The following is an 18,507-nucleotide window of genomic DNA, read 5'->3' on the forward strand; positions in this document are numbered from 1 at the left end:
CAGATACGACTTCCACCGGCTCAACAACGGTGACCCCGCAAATGTTCGCTGTGACAATCACGTCGTCACCTTGCGAGACCGGGCCCGGTGCATCTACCGAAAAGCCACTCGCGGTTTTCACCTTCCATCGGAGCACATCGAAAGCGGCTTGCTCCCATTTGGCGTCGCCTCTTCCCACAAGCGCCGTAACCTCGGATCGACGATATTCGCGGTCACTACTAGGCCATCCCGGTGAAGCCGGATTCGTCATGCGGCCTCCCTTCGCGTCCTGCACTTATTCTCAGTTGACCCTCATTCTCGTCTACATGTAGACCAGTGATTGCTAATCCACGAGGTCGGTTTTTGCACAGCCTTTGAACCGGGGGCTCCCTGTCCCACAGGCAATCGTAGGTCCCATAGCAGTGACTTCCGCTGACAGGTCAGAGTGAAATCTGAGACTCTAGTCTCACGACGTCAGGAATTGCAGATTAGAACCCTATCCTGACGTCTTTCAACTCTCTTCCGGACGTCAGGTTGGGGTGTACCTGAACTGGCAAACACACGGAACGCGAGCCAGTCTCCCACGCAGGACCACTCACGGTACCCGAGGACCAAAGCAAGGAGCCGTGTGTCAGCTTGGAGTTGCCGCTGTGAAAGGCTGCAGTTATGGACAACTCATCCCGGGAACATGACCTCGTTCTCTACGGAGCGACGGGTTTCGTTGGCCGACTGATCGCCGGCTACGTCGCGGAGCATGCACCGGCCGGCATGCGAGTCGGACTCGCGGGCCGGTCGAGGTCCAGACTCGAGGCGGTTCGGTCGCAGTTGCCGGTCGCGGCACACGGATGGGCCCTCATCGAGGCCGACTCGGAGGACGCGGACTCGATCGCTGCCCTGGCCGCGGGCACGCGCGTGCTTCTCACAACCGTCGGTCCATACACGAAACACGGATTACCTGTCGTCGACGCCTGCGCACGGGCCGGTACCCACTACGCCGACCTCGCGGGTGAGGTGTCCTTCGTCCGGGAGGCGATCGATCGCTACGACGCTCTGGCCAGGACGAGCGGGGCCCGGATCGTGCACTCCTGCGGCTACGACTCCGTGCCGTCCGACCTCGCTGTATTGCTGCTTCATCAGGCAGCAGAAGCCGATGGCGCTGGCGGTTTGGTCGAGGTCCAACTCGTTGCTACGGCCAAGGGCGGCATCAGCGGAGGCACGCTCGAGTCGATGCGCGGGCAGCTCGACGCGATGCGATCGAGCACCGCCCTGCGGTCATTAGCCGCGGACCCCTACGCTCTGAGCCCCGACCGCACACGGGAGCCGACGACACAACAGCCTCCCGACGCCGGTCCTGTGCGCCGTTCCGATGACGGCACCTGGACCGCGCCTTTCATCATGGCCGCGGTCAACACTCGGACAGTGCGCCGCAGCAACGCATTGCAGGGTTGGGCCTACGGCCGCTCCCTTCAGTACGGCGAGGTGATGGGGGTAGCCCGCGGACCGGCAGGAGCGGTCATCGCCAGGGCAATGGCACTCGGGCTCCGGGCATTCACGGGCGCGATGGCGTTCCCGCCGACCCGGGGAGTGCTCGACCGCTGTCTTCCGTCACCAGGTTCGGGTCCGAGCACCAGCACGCAGCGCGCGGGCTGGTTCCACTCCCAGGTAACCGCCCGCGCCAAGAACGGGCACCGATACCAGGCGATTGCTGCTGGCCCCGGCGATCCCGGCTATGCCGCCACCGCCGTGATGGCAGGGGAGACTGCACTCGCTCTTGCCCTCGACGGTGACCGGCTGCCGACTGCGAAAGGGTCGCTAACACCGGCCACTGCACTCGGCAACGTGCTCATGCAGCGACTCCGTGCGGCCGGCCACACTTACCAGGTAACCAAACTCGCCTGAACCCAGATCCTGCAGGTCCCCTGATAACGGGGCAATCATTGACTGGACCAGTCCGACTAGCGGCCCGATGGGATTTCGCCGAGGGAGTATGCCAGGGTCATCTAATGATCGCGACCAGCGATGCTTCCAAATCGGCTTTTAACCCTGGGCCGCCCCGGCGCGCACCTTCACGCCCTGAGTCCAGACCAGCACTCTCCTCCAAGTCGCGGAGCCCTTGAGCAGCCACTCCCTCTGCCCGTTTTTAAGGGCCGATAACCGTGAGTATGTCCGAACGTGTCTCGCGGGAGCAGTTAGGGGATGCCTCGAGGGCTGTGAGGGCTCGGAGCAAAGCCACCAGTTGACCATTCGAGCCAATGCATAAGTCCTCAAGACCTAGTGTCGCGGTGGAGGACCGGCTTATGGAACGGATGGTTTTTCGACCGAGCCTGTCAATCGAAGGGTACTGCACGCTGCTACTTCCCGTAGCTGTCGCCCCATGGCAGGTGTCTGGATAGGATAATCAACGCATCCGGGCCTCTGCCCCTGCTAAGCCCTCAACAAAAGGCGATTGAAGATGTGGGAGCAGATCCCTGAAGGGCCCCGAACGGACGGCTGGATCGAAATCGCTGAGACAGGCTGGGACGCGATGATCTCCTGGTTCGCGGGCCCGGACAATGTTCGACGTGAGCTGATGGGCCCCCGCACCGAAAAGGTCAAGGTCAGCTGTGAGAAGTCGGCCGGCGCCGTCGATTCTTGGGAAGAGCCGATCACCGAGGATGATATCCGCGCCAATGAGGACGACATCGACACCTACTTGAGAGATGCTGGCTTGCCGCCTCGGCCGCGGGGCTACCGCTGGTTCCTGCGCCTGCCGGACGGCCTCGATATGGCGGCGGTCGATGACGCCGCCAGCCGGGCCGTGATGTCCTTGCACGGGCTATCCGGTAATCCGCGCTATCTGGCACCGGCAGTCGAGCAGGCCATCACAGACCTCTACGTCCGAGAACAGGAAAACACGCCCCCTACCCGGGGATAAGCAATTGGTCTTCAGCGTTGGCCGCCGCCGATGTTGAGAGGAGCCGGAATGCCGGCCCTGTATGAGCCCTCGCTAATCTTTGTCGCGGTGGGGGACCGCCTTGCGGGACCGGACGAGTGTGGGCGCCTTTGGTTCCTGCGCGGGTGTGGTTGGCCGAAAGCAGGCACACTTAGGTTGAGCTGGCGTCTTCTGGGACTGCAGCATCGGCGAATTCGGCCATGGAGTTCAAGGTCAAGTCGGGCTTGACCTCCATACCGGGCTCCGGGGTTGCGCGGCAGCCTGTCGATGCCCGGATGAGTGGTTCAGCCTTGGTCGCTCGCTGGTGTACCCCATGGACGTACCTGCCCTCTATCGAGGGGCGATGTCCCTATCGGCCTTACGCCATGGTAGAGAGAATCTCGGCTATCGGCCTTCGCGGAGGCAGGGACGTAGGGTTGGGAACCCTGTTTGGGGTTCCCGAACCTCGACCATTTAGCCTCCAGTCCACATGGGAATCATGAGCGCAAGCAGCAAGAGCAGCAGCAATGGGCCAAGGCTAGACGGGATCCAGTACCACTTGGACATCTGTAGTCCGAACAGTGAGAACACCACGGCACCAGCTACGGCGACAACCACAAGTGCGTTGTCGGTGACGAAAAAGAGGACCAACGAAGCCAAAATCACAACCGCCGCCGCGATTGGTCCAGCAGTAGGTCGCCCTGGGATCACGACTGCCGCCATCGTCTCACCTTTCGCTTATTGGCATTATGCCGGTTCGCTTGCTCCCTAGCGCCTCCCGCCATTCAGTATGTTCCCGACTTGACCAGCGTGTCGTTAGCCGAAAGTTGTTGCATACGATGATCAGTCAGGCTCACCTACTCCTCGCGACGCGGGAGGAGAGGGAGTGTAAAAGGTGTGGTGTTAAAGGCCGGCTTACATGACAGTTGGCCGCCTCAAGAGACTGTCCAGTTGGTGATTGTCATGTCCTATTCCGGCGAATCGGGAAAACGGATCTGTCGCATCAAGAAATGGGATCTGTCGCGATCAATGGGACAAGACAGACCACAGCCACCGCCTTGTTCCGCCACGCGGGACGCTTGTACTTTTTTCGTTGCCGCGCTGATACCCCGGACAGAGAGACTTACTCCGCGTGGCTGGGGGCGCCAGCCAACCGGGGGTCGGGCAGCTCGAGGGCTGAGAGAGCTTGGAGCAATGCCACCAGTCGGCCATTCAGACCAATGCATATCCGGGTTATCCACGGTTGGATTTTTGGGAGCCGTTGGGAGAGCTCCCTTGGGCGCAGTAGCGGTAGATAACCCATGGGAATTGTCCCCGGTTGTGGGCAGCGGAAACTTTGCTGCCGCTGCCTCTGGGAAGGTTAGACCTTCTCCAGCACAGATGAGAGGTGTTGGAGCGTTGCGTGTGAAATGCCCGAATCTGTCAGTACTGCGGCGCCCGTGCTACAAGCACAGGGCGCAGATCTACTGACTTTTTGCCGACTCATTCGGGCCGGTGTAAACCTGTCAATACAGGTGGACCCCGGCCTTGGGAAAAATGCAAGGAGATCATCATGACTAACCTCACCCCGCTCTGGTCACCCCTGCAGATCGGTTCCACGCGGCTGCCCAACCGTGTGGCGCTGGCCCCCATGACCCGCATCAGCGCCACCGAGGACGGGATGGTGACGGAGAAAATGGTCTCCTACTACGAGGCCTTCGCGCGCGGCGGATTCGGGCTACTGATCACCGAGGGGATCTACCCTGACGCCGCGTACAGCCAGGGCTATCTGTACCAGCCCGGTCTGGCCACCGACGAGCAGGCGCGGTCGTGGGCGACGGTCGTCGACGCCGTCCACGCGGCCGAGTCCACGATCTTCGCCCAGCTCATGCACGCCGGGTCCCAAGCTCAGGGCAGCCGCTTCGTGGACTCTACGATCGGCCCCTCGGCGGTCGCCCCCAAGGGGGAGCAGTTGGGCTTTTACCGCGGCGAGGGCCCGTACCGGGTGCCCGCGGAAATCACCCGAGAGCAGATGGAGGAGGTCCTCCAAGGCTTCGTGGCCGCCGCGCTGCGCGCAAAGGACGCCGGGTTCGACGGCGTGGAAGTGCACGGTGCCAACGGCTACCTGCTGGACCAGTTTCTGACCGACTATCTCAATCTGCGCACCGACGAGTACGGCGGCTCGCCGCAGAACCGGGTGCGTTTCGCCGCGGAGATCGCCCGCGCCGTGCGCGAGGCCGTGGGTCCGGAGACGAGCGTGGGCATCCGCATCTCCCAGTCGAAGGTCAGCGACCACGACCACCGGTGGGCCGGCGGCGCCGAGGAGGCAGCCGTCATCTTCTCCACCCTGGCCGCCACAGGCATCGACTTCATTCACACCACCGAGTACAAGGCCTACGCCCCGGCCTTCGGCGACAAGGGCGCCTCGCTGGCCGCCCTGGCCAAACAGCACTCCGGGCTTCCGGTGATCACCAACGGCCATCTGGACGACCCGGAGACGGCCGTGTCCATGCTGGTCGACGGCGCGGCCGACGTCGTCGCCCTGGGGAAGGCTGCTCTGGGCAACAGGGACTGGCCCAACCGCGTCCGCAACGGCCTGCCCCTCGACGAGATCGACGCGCGCCTGTTCGCGCCGGTGGCCGACCTTAAGGACTGGGAACTCGAGCTGCTCTCCTAAGACGGCTTTCCACATTGGGGAGCGCGAAGGTACCGACGCGGCGAACAAGCGTTTACGGTGGGCCCAAACCGCAGTTGTTTTTGCCCGGCATCAAAGCCCGTCCACGTCGGTTTCAATCAGACCTCTTGGCATCTTCGGCTTCCCCGAATCGCCCATCGGACGAACGCACAAAAGGAACCCCTAGGGACGTCATCCCAAGGATCACCGCTGTGCGGAACAGGTCATCGCCCCTTCCAAACAGCTTTCGAGCCCAGATTCCTCACGGCGGATTAGCACCTGTAAAACGTCCAGGTCGATGAGAGGACGACGACAATTGATCGCGGAAGCCGGCCGGCCTGTAATTCTCCTGCCGTAGAAATCAAACGTCATGCTCTGAGAGTCAAGTCGAATGGCCCGGGTCACCCATACTCTAATGCTCGACTGACTAATCGATTCAACAACGAGGAGCAAGACGTGGCCGAAGAGTTTGCTGATGTGGTGCTGATCAACGGAACGATCGAGACCCTCGATGCGGATACGCCCCGCGCCACGGCCATGGCGATCCGGGGTGGCCTCATCCAGGCGATAGGGGAGCGGGCCGAGGAACTGCGCGGGCCCGAGACCCTCACCGTCGATCTGGGCGGCGCCTTCGTGATGCCGGGACTGATGGACGTCCACAACCACCATATGATCGCCGGTCAGATGGATCTATTTGAGTTGGACGCGCCGCCCACGCTGGACCTGGACCGCTTCCTGGCAGCGATTGCCTCCTACGCGGCCGGACTCGAACCGGACGAGTGGGTAGTCGGTGGTAGCTGGGGCTCCGGCTTGATGAACGAAATGAACTCGGCGGACGCGCTGGCACGACTGGATGCGGCAACGGGCGGCCGCCCTGCCCTGCTCAAAGACGACTCGAAGCACAACCGGTGGGCAAATTCGCGAGCCTTGGAGCTGGCCGGCATCGAGGCGGCCACGCCCGATCCCGCTGGCGGGCAGATTTTGCGCGATGAGTCCGGGGCTGCCACCGGGGTGCTGATAGAGGCCGGTGGCGTGATCGTGGAGCAGACACTGGCCCGCCTGCAGCCGGTGAGCACAGAGCAGTTGGCACAGGCGGCCGCGCGCGGCATTGAGATCCTGCATTCCTACGGGGTCACGGGGTTCCAAGACGCAGCTGCATCGCTCCCACTCATGCGTGCCCTCAAACAACTAGATGACGACGGCGAGCTGCATGCCTGGGTGGTGTCCTCCATGCAGGCTAACGATTTCATTTTCGGCACCCAGCCATTGGGTGAGGGGATCATTGCCCACCGTGAAGAAACGCGTTCGCGCCATCACCGGCCGGACTTCATCAAAATTTTCCTCGACGGCGTTCCGCCGGCCGGCACCGCGGCCTTCATCGAGCCTTACCTGCCGGTGTCCGGCTTCCCCGAGTGCCACTGCGGCGGGACCACGATGGATCCGGCGGAGCTGGAAGAATGGCTGATGAGTACGGCCGCACGGGGGATCTCCGCCAAGATCCACTGCACCGGCGACGCCTCGGTTCGGCTGGTCCTGGACACCGTTGAAAAGGTGCGGGCCGCGGGCTACACCGAGCCAAAATACCACATCGCGCACGGACAGTTCGTGCATCCGGACGACATCGGCCGCTTTGCGCAGTTGAACGTTACCGCCGATATCTCGCCCTCGCTGTGGTTCCCCGGGGTGATCTCGGAGGCGATCGCTGCCGTGCTGCCCGCGGAGCGCGCGTCGAAGATGCAGCCAAACAGAAGTCTGCTTGACGCGGGTGCCCGGATCGCCGGCGGCTCGGACTGGCCGGTCAGTGTCTCGCCAAACGCGTGGGAAGGCATTTACGGTCTGGTGACCCGGCAGGACCCCACCGGCCAATTTCCGGGAACGCTATGGAAAGAGCAAGCCATCACCGTGGACGAGGCCGTCCGCATCTACACCACGGCCAGCGCCGAGGCTATGGGGCTCGATGATGTCACCGGCTCGCTGGTACCGGGGAAGTCTGCTGATTTCATCGTGCTGACGCACAACCCCCATGACGTCCCCGTGGACGAGGTGCGTTACATCAGCGCACGGCAGACCTGGTTCGCCGGCCGCAAGGTCTACGACGCCGCCGCACCTGAATCCGCACCGTCGGAAACGGACAAGGCCAGCGACTAATCCCTGTGTTCCGCTGAACGGCACAAATCACCCTGGTGGCTTCCGCTGGGCCTGCCGGCCAAAGCCACCATCTCTTATATCCAATCCGAAAGGACACTGATGTCCGTTACCCTGACTTCCGCGCGGCCTGCCGCTGGCACCGACCGCGGAATCTACACCTACATCGCCGTTTTCAGCGCCGTGTTGTACATGGTGCTGCTGATCGCGCCGGTGATCGCGGGCAAGCTGATAGCGCAGTTCGGCCTGACGCCCACCGAGCTGGGCATGCTGTTCTCGCTCGAGCTGGGCGCCTTCAGCCTCGCCACCGTGCCGGCCTACCTGTGGCTGAACCGGCTGAACCTGAGGACCGTCACCTACGTTTGCGCCGCCATCGCCATTGCCGGCAACCTGGCTTCCGGCTTCCTGGACAGCTTCGCGCTCCTGATAGTCGCCCGCGTGATCACGTCGCTGGCGGCGGGTTCCATCACGGTCATCATCCTGACCCTCAGCGGAAAGACGGCCAACCCCAGCCGCGGTTTCGGCGTCTTTGTGGTGTTCCAGCTGCTGATGGGCGCCGTGATCTTGTTTGCGTTCCCGGTTTTGTATGCCGACGCAAACGTTTCCGCCATTTACTGGACGATGGCCGCCCTCACGGCGTGCTGCCTGCCCGTGGTGCGGATGATCGACGGAGACATGCTGCGCCGCGCCACAGCGGAAGCGAATGTCCCGGCCGCAGCTGATGTCGCGGTTGGGCAGAAGAATCCCGCCCGTGCTGGCTCGAAGGTGAAGTTCGTGATCGGGCTGGCCGCTGTGCTGTTGTTTTACGTCGGCCTCAGCGGTGTGTGGTCCTTTATGGCGCAGATTTCGGGCGGCGCAGGCATCGATCTCTCGACGTCCAGCCTGGTGCTGGCCATCGCCACGATTCCCGGCATTGCGGCGCCGCTGGTGGCGACCTTCCTGGGGGACAGCCCGAAGCGCAAATGGTTCCTGCTGATCGGTTACCTGGCGCTGGGCGGCAGCGTGGCGCTGCTGTTCGGCGCACCGGGACTCATCCGGTTCGCGCTCGCCGCCCTGGTCTTCAAGTTCGCATGGACCTTCATCCTTCCGTACCTGCTTGCGTCCCTGTCCGACATCGGCGGCAGCCACGTGATGAACTCGACCAACCTGATGATCGGTACGGGCTTCGCCATCGGTCCGGTGGTCAGCGGCATGCTGATCGAGTCCTCCGGCGGCGGTTTCGGCGGCATGCTGCTGCTGGCAGTCATCGCCGTGCTGGTCTCGATGGGATGCGCGATGGCTATCCAGCGCCCGGCCCGCTCCTGACCCAACACGTCGGCACACCTCGCCGTCGGCGCACCTGCCGGCGGCGAGGTGCGCCCTCGCACGGGCTGCGCGCCGTCGTCGTCCTCCGTCAGAACAACGACGACGGCGCGCACCGCGGCGGTCAGTGCTATCGGCCGGGGTGGAACTTCCGGCCGTTGACCCGTTCGGAGGCGCCGACCCGGTCCAGGTAGGGGGTGATCCCGCCCAGGTGCAGCGGCCAGCCGGCGCCCATGATCATGCACAGGTCGATGTCCTGAGGCGCGGCGACCACGCCTTCGTCCAGCATGAGCCCGATTTCCTCGGCGAGTGCGTCCTGGGTGCGGCGCAGCAGTTGCTCGGAGGTGCTGGGGGAGTCGCCGAATTCCAGCAGCGCCAGCGTGGGCTCGGGGATGACCTGCCGTCCGTGGTCGTCCGCCACCCACAGGGACTTGATGCCGTGGTCGATGAGCCGCTGCTGGTTGGCGGAGACCCGGAAGCGCTCGCCGAAGGCGGCATGCAGGGACTCGGTGACGTGCTGGGCCACCGGGATGCCCACCATGGCCAGCAGGGTGAACGGCGTCATCGGCAGGCCCATCGGCTTCAGCGCGTTGTCGGCCACCTCGGCTGGGGTGCCTTCGTCGAAGGCGTTCGACACCTCGCCCATCAGCCGCAGCAGCACGCGGTTCACCACGAAGGCGGCGGCATCTTGGACCAGCACGGTGGTCTTCTTGAGCGCCTTGCCCAGCACGAACGCGGTGGAGAGGACTTCGTCGCTGGTCTTGGGTGCACGCACGATTTCCAGCAGCGGCATGACGGCGACGGGGTTGAAGAAGTGGAAGCCGACCACGCGTTCCGGATGCAGCAGGTCCGCCGCCATTTCGGTGACGGAGAGCGAGGAGGTGTTGGTGGCCAGGATGCAGTCCGCGGAGACCACCGCCTCCACCTCGGCGAAGACCTGCTTCTTGACGGACAGTTCCTCGAACACCGCCTCGATCACGAAGTCGGCGTCCGCGAAGGCTTCCTTGGAGACCGACCCGGTGACCAAGGCCTTGGTACGGTTGGCCGCATCAGGGGTCATCCGCTTTTTGGCCAGCAGCTTGTCCACCTCTGCATGGACGTAGCCAACGCCCTTGTCCACCCGGGCCTGGTCGATGTCGGTCATGACCACGGGCACCTTCAGCTGCCGGGCGAACAGCAGGGCCAGCTGGCTGGCCATCAGGCCAGCGCCGATCACGCCCACCTTAGTGACCGGCCGGGCCAGCTGCGGGTCCGGGGCACCGGCGGGACGCTTGGAGCGCTTCTGCACCAGTTCCAGGAAGGCGTAGACGGTGTCGCGGAAATGCGGGGTCTGCATCAGCTCCGCGAGGGCTTCGACTTCGAGGTCGGCGGATTGCTGCTGTGTTTTGCCCCGGCCGGCTTCCATGACGTCCAGCACCTTGGCCGGCGCCGGCGCGGCGTTGGAGGTCTTCGCTTCCACGAAGGTGCGCCCGGCGGCGATGGCCTGGTCCCAGTCCGCTTCGGTGGCCGCGGAGGTCTCTGCGCGGCGTGCGGCCACCTGCCGGCGGGCGTCGTCGTCGCCCAGGATCCGCGCGGCCCACGCCAGCGACTGCTCCAGGAAATCCGCTGGCTCGAACAACGCGTCGGCGATGCCCAGTTGATAGGCGGCGGCGCCGTTGAGCATCTTGTTGTTGCTCAGCGGGTTCTCGATCATGACCTTTACCGCGTGGGCCGGGCCGATCAGCCGGGGCAGCCGGTAGACGCCGCCCCAGCCGGGGATCAGGCCCAGGAAGGCTTCCGGCAGCGAGATGCCGTTGGCGCCGGCGGAGACGGTGCGGTAGTCGGCGGCCAGCGCAATCTCCAGCCCGCCGCCCATGGCCGCACCGTTGATGAAGGCGAAGGTCGGCACGCCCATCGACGCGAGCGTGGCGTAGGCGTCATGGCCCAGCCGGGCCATGGCCCGTCCGTCTTCCGGGTCGGTGAGCTTTCCCACGCTGCCCAGGTCCGCGCCCGCCACGAGGTAGTAGGGCTTGCCGGTGACGGCGACGGCGGAGATCTCGCCGGCGGCGGCCCGGGCCTTGAGCCCTTCGAGCGCATGGCCCAGCTCGACCAGGGTGTTCGGTCCGAGTGTGGTGGGCTTGCGGTGGTCCAGGTCGTTGTCCAGGGTCAGCAGGGCCAAGGTCCCGGCCCCGGGCAGCTCCACGTCCCGGACGTAGGAGTGGGTGACGGTCTCGTCCGGGAACTTGGCGGCCAAGGCGGTGAAGTCGGCGGCGGTCATGCGTGGTCCTCTCCTGCGGATACGGCGGCTGCGGCAACTGGCTGGCGGTTGCGGCCCGAATAGTCTGCGTGGTGCGGGTTCTCCCAGATCACGGTCCCGCCCATGCCCAGCCCGATGCACATGGTGGTCAGCCCGTAACGGACCGACGGGTCGTCTTCGAACTGGCGGGCGAGCTGGGTCATCAGCCGCACGCCGGAGGCGGCCAGCGGGTGCCCGACGGCGATGGCCCCGCCATAGCGGTTGACGCGGGGATCGTCGTCGGGGATGCCGTAGCGGTCCAAAAAGGAGAGGACCTGCACCGCGAAGGCCTCGTTGATCTCGAACAATCCGATGTCCGCGATGTCCAGGCCCGCCATCTTCAGGGCCTTCTCCGTGGCGGGGACCGGGCCGATGCCCATCACCTCCGGTTCCACCCCGGCGAAGGCGTAGGAGACCAGACGCATCTTCACGGGCAGGCCCAGCTCCGCGGCGGCTTCCGCGGACGCCAGCAGCGAGGCCGTGGCGCCGTCGTTCAGGCCGGCGGCATTGCCCGCGGTGACCCTGCCGTGCGAGCGGAACGGGGTGCGCAGCCCGGCCAAATCCTCGCGGGTGGTGCCGGGACGCGGCGGCTCGTCGGCGCTGTGCAGCGACCACCCTTCGCCCGGCTTCCGACCGGCGACCGGCACCAGGTCGGGCTGGATCCTGCCGTCTTGGTAGGCCGCTGCGAGTTTGGCCTGGCTGGCCGCGGCGTAGGCGTCGGCGCGTTCCTTGGTGATGGCGGGAAAGCGGTCGTGCAGGTTCTCCGCAGTATTGCCCATGTTCAGCGCGGCGGGGTCCACCAATCGCTCGCTGGCAAACCGTGGGTTCGGATCCACGCCCTGGCCCATCGGGTGGTTTCCCATGTGCTCCACGCCGCCGGCCACCACCACGTCGTACGCGCCGAAGGCGATGCCGCCGGCCGTCGTCGTCACCGCCGTCATGGCGCCGGCGCACATCCGGTCGATTGCGAAGCCGGGCACCGAGCGGGGCAGCCCGGCAAGCAGCGCCGCAGTGCGGCCGATGGTCAGCCCTTGGTCGCCCGTCTGCGTTGTGGCGGCGATGGCCACGTCGTCGATCCGCTCGGGCGGCAGCGACGGGTTGCGGCGCAGCAGTTCACGGACGCATTTGACCACCAGGTCGTCGGCTCGAGTGCCGGCATGGATGCCCTTCTCACCCGCTTTGCCGAACGGAGTGCGTACGCCGTCGACGAAGACGACATCACGCAGGGCGCGGGGCGCGGACGTAGGGCTCACTGGAACCTCCATGAGATGCGGGACACAGTATCAGCCACATGTTACCCGCCGGTAACTTACCCAGCAAGTGGCAGCAGGCAGGGACGGCGGGAAGTGCGGCAGATAGGCTGGCTCTCATGGCGACCCGGCAAGGAGCTATGGATCTCCAGCAGCAGCCCCGGCAGACCTCGGCGCATCCCGGTACGGTCGCGGGCGCGCTCTTGGTGCTGGCGGCTTCGGTGCTGTGGGGGACCACCGGAACCGCCGCTACGTTTGCGCCCAACGCCGGCCCGCTCGCGATTGGCGCCGTGGCGATGGGGGTGGGCGGCCTGCTCCAGGCGCTGACCGCGCTGCGGCCGCTGGGCCGCGCCCGTCTTCAACTGCAGGGTCAGTGGAAACTGGTGCTGCTTGGCGCCGTCGCTGTGTATCCGCTGGCCTTCTACAGTTCGATGCATCTGGCCGGTGTTGCCGTGGGCACGGTGGTGAGCATCGGTTCGGCGCCGCTTGCTTCTGCCCTGATCGAGCGGGCCTTCGACCGGCATCGGTTGAGCGTGCGCTGGGGTGGCGCCGCCCTGCCGGGGCTTTCCGGGACCGCGCTGCTGTGCTTCGCTGCGGCGCAAGGCGGCGGCGGCCATGCCGCCGGCGGTTCAGGGGACGCGGCAGGCGGCGGCACCTTGGCCGGAATCGGCTTGGGCCTGCTGGCCGGATTAACGTATGCCCTCTATTCTTGGGCCGCCCATCGGATCATCGGCGGCGGCGTGCCGGCCCGGGCCGCCATGGGCGCGATGTTCGGCGCCGGAGGGCTGCTGCTGATGCCGGTACTGCTGGCCACGGGGTCGCCGCTGCTGGCATCCTGGGGCAACGCCGCCGTGGGCGCCTACATGGCCCTGGTGCCGATGTTCGCCGGCTACGTGCTCTTCGGCCTCGGTCTGGCGCGGGTGCGCGCAAGCACCGCCACCACGCTGTCCCTCGCGGAGCCGGTGGTGGCGGCCGTGCTGGCGGTGCTGGTGGTGGGCGAACGGCTGCCGCTGCAGGGCTGGAGCGGGATCCTCCTGATCATCGCCAGCCTGGCCGTCCTGACCGTTCCCGGACGGCGGCCACGGCGCTCCCGGCAGGATCGAGCGCGGGTGGCTGCGTCAGGCGGGGGAACGCCGTTCGCGCCGGCGTCGTCGGATGGAGCCGGCAGCGGCACCGGCGGACGGGACCGCGGCACCGGGGGACGCTGACGGCGCGACTGCGCTGGCGGCGGTCGCGGTGGAAGGCCGCCGCCGCACCGAGGGGCGGGCACCGTCGTCGTCGGTGTCTTTGGCTTTTTCCTCGCGTTCCTTCACTGCCAGCGGCTCCGGGTTGGCGTAGGCCTCGGCGAGCAAGCCGGCGGTGAGCTTGCGCTGCCAGGGCCGCGCGCCAAGCTCTTCCAGCGCGGCGTCCACGGTCTGTACCGTGATGGGCTCCGGCGGGCGCCAGGCGGTGCGGCGAAGGTAGTCGGGGGTGAGCAGGTTCTCCACCGGCATGTCCAGCTGCTCGGCCAGGGTTGCCAGGCGGGGCCGGACGGTTTGCAGCCGGGCCGCGGCGGCCGGGTCCTTGTCCGCCCAGGAACGCGGCGGCGGGGGAGCATTGGTGGGCAGGTGCAGCGGCGGCAGGTCCGTCTGGTTCCGGGCCATGGCAATGCAGCGCAGCCAGCGCGGGGCCTCACGCTGAGCGGCCCGTCCGTGGAAACCGTGGGTCTCCAGCAGCTGCGGGACGGTGGCGGGCATGGCCTTGGCGGCGGCGACGACGGCGGAGTCCGGAATGAGTCTGCCCGGTGCAACGTCGCGCTTGGCGGCCAGCGCTTCACGTTCGGTCCAGAGTTCGCGCACGGCGGCCAGCTGCCGTCGGTCGCGGATCTGGTGCAAGCCGGAGGTTCGGCGCCACGGGTCGACGCGCGGCGGCGACGGCGGTGCGGTGCGGACGGCCTCGAACTCCTCCAGCGCGTAGTCGAGCTTGCCGGCGTCTTTCAGCTTGGCGATCAAGGCCTCGCGTAGCTCGACGAGCACCTCGACGTCGAGGGCTGCGTACCGGAGCCAGGGCTCGGGCAAAGGGCGCGTGGACCAGTCGGCGGCGGAATGCTCCTTGGCCAGGGTGAAGCCGAGCAGCGATTCGATCACCGCTGCCAGGCCCACTCGGGGCATTCCGGCGAGCCGGGCGGCCAGTTCGGTGTCAAAGAGTTTGTCCGGCCACATGCCCAGTTCGGACAGGCAGGGCAGGTCCTGGGTTGCGGCGTGCAGGATCCACTCGACGCCGCGCAGCGAGTCGTTGAGCAGCTTCAGGTCGCCAAACGGCTCCGGGTCGATCAGCCAGGTGCCGGCGCCCTCGCGCCGCAACTGGACCAGGAACGCCCGCTGCCCGTAGCGGAAGCCGGAGGCCCGCTCGGCGTCGATGGCGACCGGTCCAGTGCCCGCTGCCAGGGCGGCGGCGGCCCGCTGCAGTCCCGACTCGGTGGCGATGACCAAGGGGACGCCTTCGCGCGGCGCCTCCAAGTGGATCAGCTGGGGAGCCTGCTCCTGGGGTTCAGCGGCGTCGTTGGAAGTGCTCTGGTCTGGGCCGTCGTGCCCGGACGCGTCCGAAGTCAAGGAGCTCATGATCCGTTCAGTTTAGGCCAGCCGTTTACGGTGGGCCGAATATATGGTGTCGGAAGCGTTCGTGTTGCCGGCCCGGCGGCGGTTTCGATGGGCTCGGCGGTTAAGCAGGCGGTTCTCTAATTCCGACGGCGGTTCGGCAGGGCGGTCACTCCGTCCGGCAGCGGCGGCAGGCCGGCGTAGGTGCAGACCATGTCGCTCCAGGCCTCCAAATGGGAGCGAATGTCGGCGGAGGCCGGCGTCCAGGAAGCACGCAGTTCAATGTCGATCGAGTCCTGCCGGTCGCTCAGCGTGCCGTAGCTCTCGGAGAGGATGCGGGTGGCGGTCCCCCCGGCGTTGCGATACGGGGCGCCGTGGTTCTCCAAGGCCTCCACCAGCCAGTCCCAAGCAACCGAGCCGAGCATGGTGTCGTTACCCATATCAGCGTCCAGTTCGGCCCGGATATAGGTGACAATCCGGAAGGTGCCGTCCCAGACCGGCGAGCCTTCCGGGTCGTACAGCAGGATGAACCGCCCGGTGGCCAGTTCCTGCCCGTCGGGGGTCTCCAGCGGAGTAACCACGGGTCCGTGCAGCGGCCGGGGGCCGGGCTGGGCGATCACTTCGGCGCCGAGGGCCACGGCGAACGGGGCCAACCGCGAGGGAGCCGGGATTTCCTCCAGCTTCAGTTCGTTCCGGCACTGCGCTTGGCGCAAGGCCGACAGTGCCCGCAGGAACTCAGGCGGCACTGCTGAGAGATCAATCGCACTCACAGTGCCAGATTAGGCCTGTCGCCGCAGGACGTCAGGCAGGCGCGCCGAAAAAGCCGCGGTAACCGGGCGCAACCGGAACCTGGCTAGGAGAGCTCGCTCCGGATGGCCGCGGCGAAAGCGTCGATGTCCTCTTCGGTGGTGTCGAACGAGCACATCCAGCGGACCTCGCCGCGTGATTCGTCCCAGTCGTAAAAGCGGAACTTCTGCCGCAACCGGTCGGCCACTCCCGGCGGCAACGCAGCGAACACCGCGTTGGACTGGGTGGGCTGGGTCAGCGACAGCCCGGTGGTGCCCTCGACGGCGGCGCGCAGCCGGGCGGCCATGGCGTTGGCGTGGGAGGCCGAGCGCAACCAGAGGTCCCCTTCGTACAGGGCGATGAGCTGGGCCGAGATGAACCGCATCTTGGAGGCCAGTTGCATGTTCATCTTGCGCAGGTAGGGCAGACCGTGGGCCGCATCGGGATTCAGCACCACCACGCATTCGCCGTAGAGCAGGCCGTTCTTGGTGCCGCCGAGCGAGAGGATGTCCACGCCGGCGTCGGTGGTAAAGCTGCGCAGGTCGGTGCCCAGCGCGGCGGCCGCATTGGAGAGTCGCGCCCCGTCCATGTGCAGCTTCATGCCGCGCTCGTGCACGTGGTCGGCGATCGCCCGGATTTCCTCGATGCTGTAGAGCGTGCCGAGTTCGGTGCTCTGCGTGATGGACACCGCCAGCGGCTGAGCGCGGTGTTCGTCGCCCCAGCCCCAGGCCTCGCGGTCGATCAGCTCGGTGGTGAGCTTGCCGTCGTCGGCCGGCACGGACAAGAGCTTGATCCCGCCGACGCGTTCGGGCGCGCCGTTCTCATCCACATTGATGTGGGCGGTGGAAGCGCAGATGACGGCCCCCCACCGCGGCAGCAGCGACTGCAGCGACAAGACGTTCGCGCCGGTGCCGTTGAACACCGGGAACGCCTGGGCGGCCTCGCCGAAGTGGCCGGCAATCACCTGCTGCAGCCGTGCGGTGTACGCGTCCTCGCCGTAGGCGACCTGGTGCCCGGTGTTGGCATGGGCCAGCGCCGTCAGGATCTCGGGGTGGACGCCGGAGTAGTTGTCCGAGGCAAAGCCGCGCAGGTCGGTGTCGTGCAGGGAGCCGGAAAGCAAGGGGGAATCAGTCACGTGTTTCAGTATTCCTTAATCGGTGGTTGCCGTCACAGCGGGCACAGGGTCAGGCCAGCCGGATGTGCGCACCGTTGAGCAGAGACCCGTCCAGGACGAACAGCGCGGCGGCCGCCCGGCCCAGGTCCGCCACGTCGGTAAAGCCGGGGAAAGACTTTGCCGGATCGGCCCGGCGCATGGAATCGTCCAGCAACGCTTTGACCGCCAGTACGACGGCGGCGGAGCGCTGCGGGACGGGATCCTCCTTGCGCCCGGATTGGCTCCGGCGGAAGCCGTCGGCCACCGAGAGCATCCAGCTCTCCGCGGCGGCCTTGGCGGCGGCGTAGTTGGCGCCGGATGCGGTGGGGGATTCGGTGGCGGTGGCCGAGACAATGGCCACCCGGCCGGAGCCGGACGCCTCGAGCTGTGCGTAAAAGGCGCGGGTGGTGTTCCGCAGCGTGGTGATCAGCTGCCGGTGCAGGAAGTCCCAGTCGTCGTCCGACTGGCCGGTGAGGCCTTTGCCGCCGCGCCAGCCGCCGACCAGATGGACCAGGCCGTCGGCGCCGCCGTGCTGTGCGGCAATCGAATCGGCCAGCGCGTCGACCGCGGCGCGGTCGGCGAGGTTGCACTCGAAGGAGGCAACGGCGTCGTTCTTCCCGTAGGCGGCGGTGAGCCGGTCCCTGTTGCTGCCCACCGCCAGCACCGTTGCACCCGCGCCGGTCAAGGCGGCGGTGACGGCCTGGCCGGAGGCGCCGGAGGCACCGGCCACCACTACTTTCAGGCCGGCAAGCGCGCCGGGACCGGGCGCGGCGGCCAGCAACTGGTCGGAGCTGACGGGCGCCTCGCCGGTGCCGGACTGCGGGCCGCCGGCCATCTCAGGCCGCCTCCCCGGTAATCCCGGAGGTGGACTCGATCACCGGCTTCATCTTCCGGGACAGCGCTTCGTAGAACATGGACAGCGGGAACTCGTCGTCCATCACCTGGTCGGTCACCTCGCGCGGCAGGCCGGTCAGCGGGAGCGCGTCGGGGCCCTTGGCCCAGACCGAGGCCGGATGCGGGGTCAGCGTCTTGGTCAGCATCTGGTACGCGGCCAGCCAGTGGGCCACTTTGGGCCGGTCGATGGAACGCCAGTAGAGTTCCTCGATCTCGTGGCCCAGGGCCACCACGGCGTCCGCCACGTTGTCCCAGTCGATGGAGAGCTGGCCGTCCGTCCAGTGCAGCACCCGGTGCTGATGGAGCCAGGCGAACAGCAGCTGGCCGCCCAGGCCGTCGTAGTTGCGCACCCGGTTGCCGGTGATGGCGAAGCGGAAGATCCGGTCGAAGAGCACCGCGTACTGCACCAGCTGGGCGTGCTTGCGGACCTCGTCGGAGGCCGTGGCATCGTGGGACAGGCGCACGGATTCCCGGAAGGCCGTCAGGTCGCAGCGCAGTTCCTCCAGCGAGTACAGGAAGTACGGCATCCGCTGCTTGATCATGAACGGGTCGAATGGCAGGTCGCCGCGCATGTGCGTGCGGT

The 18,507-nt window shown here is 66.5% G+C and carries 15 protein-coding genes; 6 read left to right on the forward strand and 9 right to left on the reverse strand.

Translation table 11 applies throughout. The annotated features are described in order from the left end of the window. The coding region (locus AC5RWT_RS24925) for a DUF1990 family protein (RefSeq protein ID WP_494082530.1) at positions 1 to 250 on the reverse strand (250 nt) is incomplete at its 3' end. Positions 251 to 645: 395 nt separating this feature from the next. On the opposite strand from AC5RWT_RS24925, the gene AC5RWT_RS24930 reads away from it, so the two are divergent. Then, positions 646 to 1,878, forward strand: a complete 1,233-nt coding sequence (locus AC5RWT_RS24930) for a saccharopine dehydrogenase family protein (RefSeq protein WP_494082531.1) — start codon at positions 646 to 648, stop codon at positions 1,876 to 1,878. A gap of 553 nt (positions 1,879 to 2,431) precedes the next feature. After that, positions 2,432 to 2,893, forward strand: coding sequence for a DUF5956 family protein (locus AC5RWT_RS24935; RefSeq protein WP_494082532.1), 462 nt, complete (start codon positions 2,432 to 2,434; stop codon positions 2,891 to 2,893). 471 nt (positions 2,894 to 3,364) lie between these two features. On the opposite strand, the gene AC5RWT_RS24940 is transcribed toward AC5RWT_RS24935, so the two are convergent. Continuing rightward, on the reverse strand, positions 3,365 to 3,613 hold the full coding sequence (locus AC5RWT_RS24940; RefSeq protein ID WP_494082533.1) for a hypothetical protein: 249 nt from the start codon (positions 3,611 to 3,613) through the stop codon (positions 3,365 to 3,367). 829 nt (positions 3,614 to 4,442) lie between these two features. Between AC5RWT_RS24940 and AC5RWT_RS24945 the strand changes: the two genes are divergently transcribed. The 3 genes from AC5RWT_RS24945 to AC5RWT_RS24955 all read left to right on the forward strand — a co-directional run bounded on the left by AC5RWT_RS24945 (position 4,443) and on the right by AC5RWT_RS24955 (position 8,993). Continuing rightward, positions 4,443 to 5,546 (forward strand): oxidoreductase, encoded by a 1,104-nt coding sequence (locus AC5RWT_RS24945; RefSeq protein WP_494082534.1) that lies wholly within the window; start codon positions 4,443 to 4,445, stop codon positions 5,544 to 5,546. A gap of 453 nt (positions 5,547 to 5,999) precedes the next feature. Beyond that, positions 6,000 to 7,691 carry an amidohydrolase gene (locus AC5RWT_RS24950; protein ID WP_494043969.1) on the forward strand — a complete coding sequence of 564 codons (1,692 nt, stop codon included), beginning with the start codon at positions 6,000 to 6,002 and terminating at the stop codon, positions 7,689 to 7,691. Positions 7,692 to 7,790: 99 nt separating this feature from the next. After that, on the forward strand, positions 7,791 to 8,993 hold the full coding sequence (locus AC5RWT_RS24955; RefSeq protein ID WP_494043968.1) for an MFS transporter: 1,203 nt from the start codon (positions 7,791 to 7,793) through the stop codon (positions 8,991 to 8,993). Between the two features lie 127 nt (positions 8,994 to 9,120). Here the strand turns inward: AC5RWT_RS24955 and AC5RWT_RS24960 are convergent, their stop codons facing one another. Beyond that, a complete protein-coding gene (locus AC5RWT_RS24960; RefSeq protein WP_494082535.1) occupies positions 9,121 to 11,247 on the reverse strand; it encodes a 3-hydroxyacyl-CoA dehydrogenase NAD-binding domain-containing protein in 2,127 nt (708 codons plus the stop codon). Beyond that, a complete protein-coding gene (locus AC5RWT_RS24965) occupies positions 11,244 to 12,518 on the reverse strand; it encodes a thiolase family protein (RefSeq protein WP_494082536.1) in 1,275 nt (424 codons plus the stop codon). The genes AC5RWT_RS24960 and AC5RWT_RS24965 overlap by 4 nt, the downstream gene beginning before the upstream one ends. Before the next feature lie 137 nt (positions 12,519 to 12,655). Here AC5RWT_RS24965 and AC5RWT_RS24970 point away from each other — a divergent pair, with 137 nt between their 5' ends. Continuing rightward, positions 12,656 to 13,723 (forward strand): DMT family transporter, encoded by a 1,068-nt coding sequence (locus AC5RWT_RS24970; RefSeq protein ID WP_494082537.1) that lies wholly within the window; start codon positions 12,656 to 12,658, stop codon positions 13,721 to 13,723. On the opposite strand, the gene AC5RWT_RS24975 is transcribed toward AC5RWT_RS24970, so the two are convergent. The 5 genes from AC5RWT_RS24975 to AC5RWT_RS24995 form a co-directional block, all read right to left on the reverse strand. Continuing rightward, positions 13,634 to 15,115, reverse strand: coding sequence for an HRDC domain-containing protein (locus tag AC5RWT_RS24975; RefSeq protein WP_494082538.1), 1,482 nt, complete (start codon positions 15,113 to 15,115; stop codon positions 13,634 to 13,636). The genes AC5RWT_RS24970 and AC5RWT_RS24975 overlap by 90 nt on opposite strands. 116 nt (positions 15,116 to 15,231) lie before the next feature. Further along, complete coding sequence (locus AC5RWT_RS24980) at positions 15,232 to 15,861, reverse strand: DUF3000 domain-containing protein (protein WP_494043963.1); 630 nt, start codon at positions 15,859 to 15,861, stop codon at positions 15,232 to 15,234. A gap of 83 nt (positions 15,862 to 15,944) precedes the next feature. Next, positions 15,945 to 17,012 carry a threonine aldolase family protein gene (locus AC5RWT_RS24985; protein ID WP_494043962.1) on the reverse strand — a complete coding sequence of 356 codons (1,068 nt, stop codon included), beginning with the start codon at positions 17,010 to 17,012 and terminating at the stop codon, positions 15,945 to 15,947. 49 nt (positions 17,013 to 17,061) lie between these two features. Then, positions 17,062 to 17,865 (reverse strand): SDR family NAD(P)-dependent oxidoreductase, encoded by an 804-nt coding sequence (locus AC5RWT_RS24990; protein ID WP_494082539.1) that lies wholly within the window; start codon positions 17,863 to 17,865, stop codon positions 17,062 to 17,064. Position 17,866: 1 nt separating this feature from the next. Continuing rightward, positions 17,867 to 18,507 (reverse strand): DUF6421 family protein (locus tag AC5RWT_RS24995; protein WP_494082540.1); only part of this gene is annotated, 641 nt, incomplete at its 5' end.

This window comes from Arthrobacter sp. Dra40 (assembly GCF_059091905.1).

Coding starts and splice junctions, on each gene's coding strand:
- AC5RWT_RS24940 (WP_494082533.1), bottom strand. CDS start 3,613: ATGGCGGCAGTCGTGATCCCAGGGCGACCTACTGCTGGACCAATCGCG.
- AC5RWT_RS24935 (WP_494082532.1), top strand. CDS start 2,432: ATGTGGGAGCAGATCCCTGAAGGGCCCCGAACGGACGGCTGGATCGAA.
- AC5RWT_RS24970 (WP_494082537.1), top strand. CDS start 12,656: ATGGATCTCCAGCAGCAGCCCCGGCAGACCTCGGCGCATCCCGGTACG.
- AC5RWT_RS24960 (WP_494082535.1), bottom strand. CDS start 11,247: ATGACCGCCGCCGACTTCACCGCCTTGGCCGCCAAGTTCCCGGACGAG.
- AC5RWT_RS24945 (WP_494082534.1), top strand. CDS start 4,443: ATGACTAACCTCACCCCGCTCTGGTCACCCCTGCAGATCGGTTCCACG.
- AC5RWT_RS24955 (WP_494043968.1), top strand. CDS start 7,791: ATGTCCGTTACCCTGACTTCCGCGCGGCCTGCCGCTGGCACCGACCGC.
- AC5RWT_RS24930 (WP_494082531.1), top strand. CDS start 646: ATGGACAACTCATCCCGGGAACATGACCTCGTTCTCTACGGAGCGACG.
- AC5RWT_RS24990 (WP_494082539.1), bottom strand. CDS start 17,865: ATGGCCGGCGGCCCGCAGTCCGGCACCGGCGAGGCGCCCGTCAGCTCC.
- AC5RWT_RS24975 (WP_494082538.1), bottom strand. CDS start 15,115: ATGAGCTCCTTGACTTCGGACGCGTCCGGGCACGACGGCCCAGACCAG.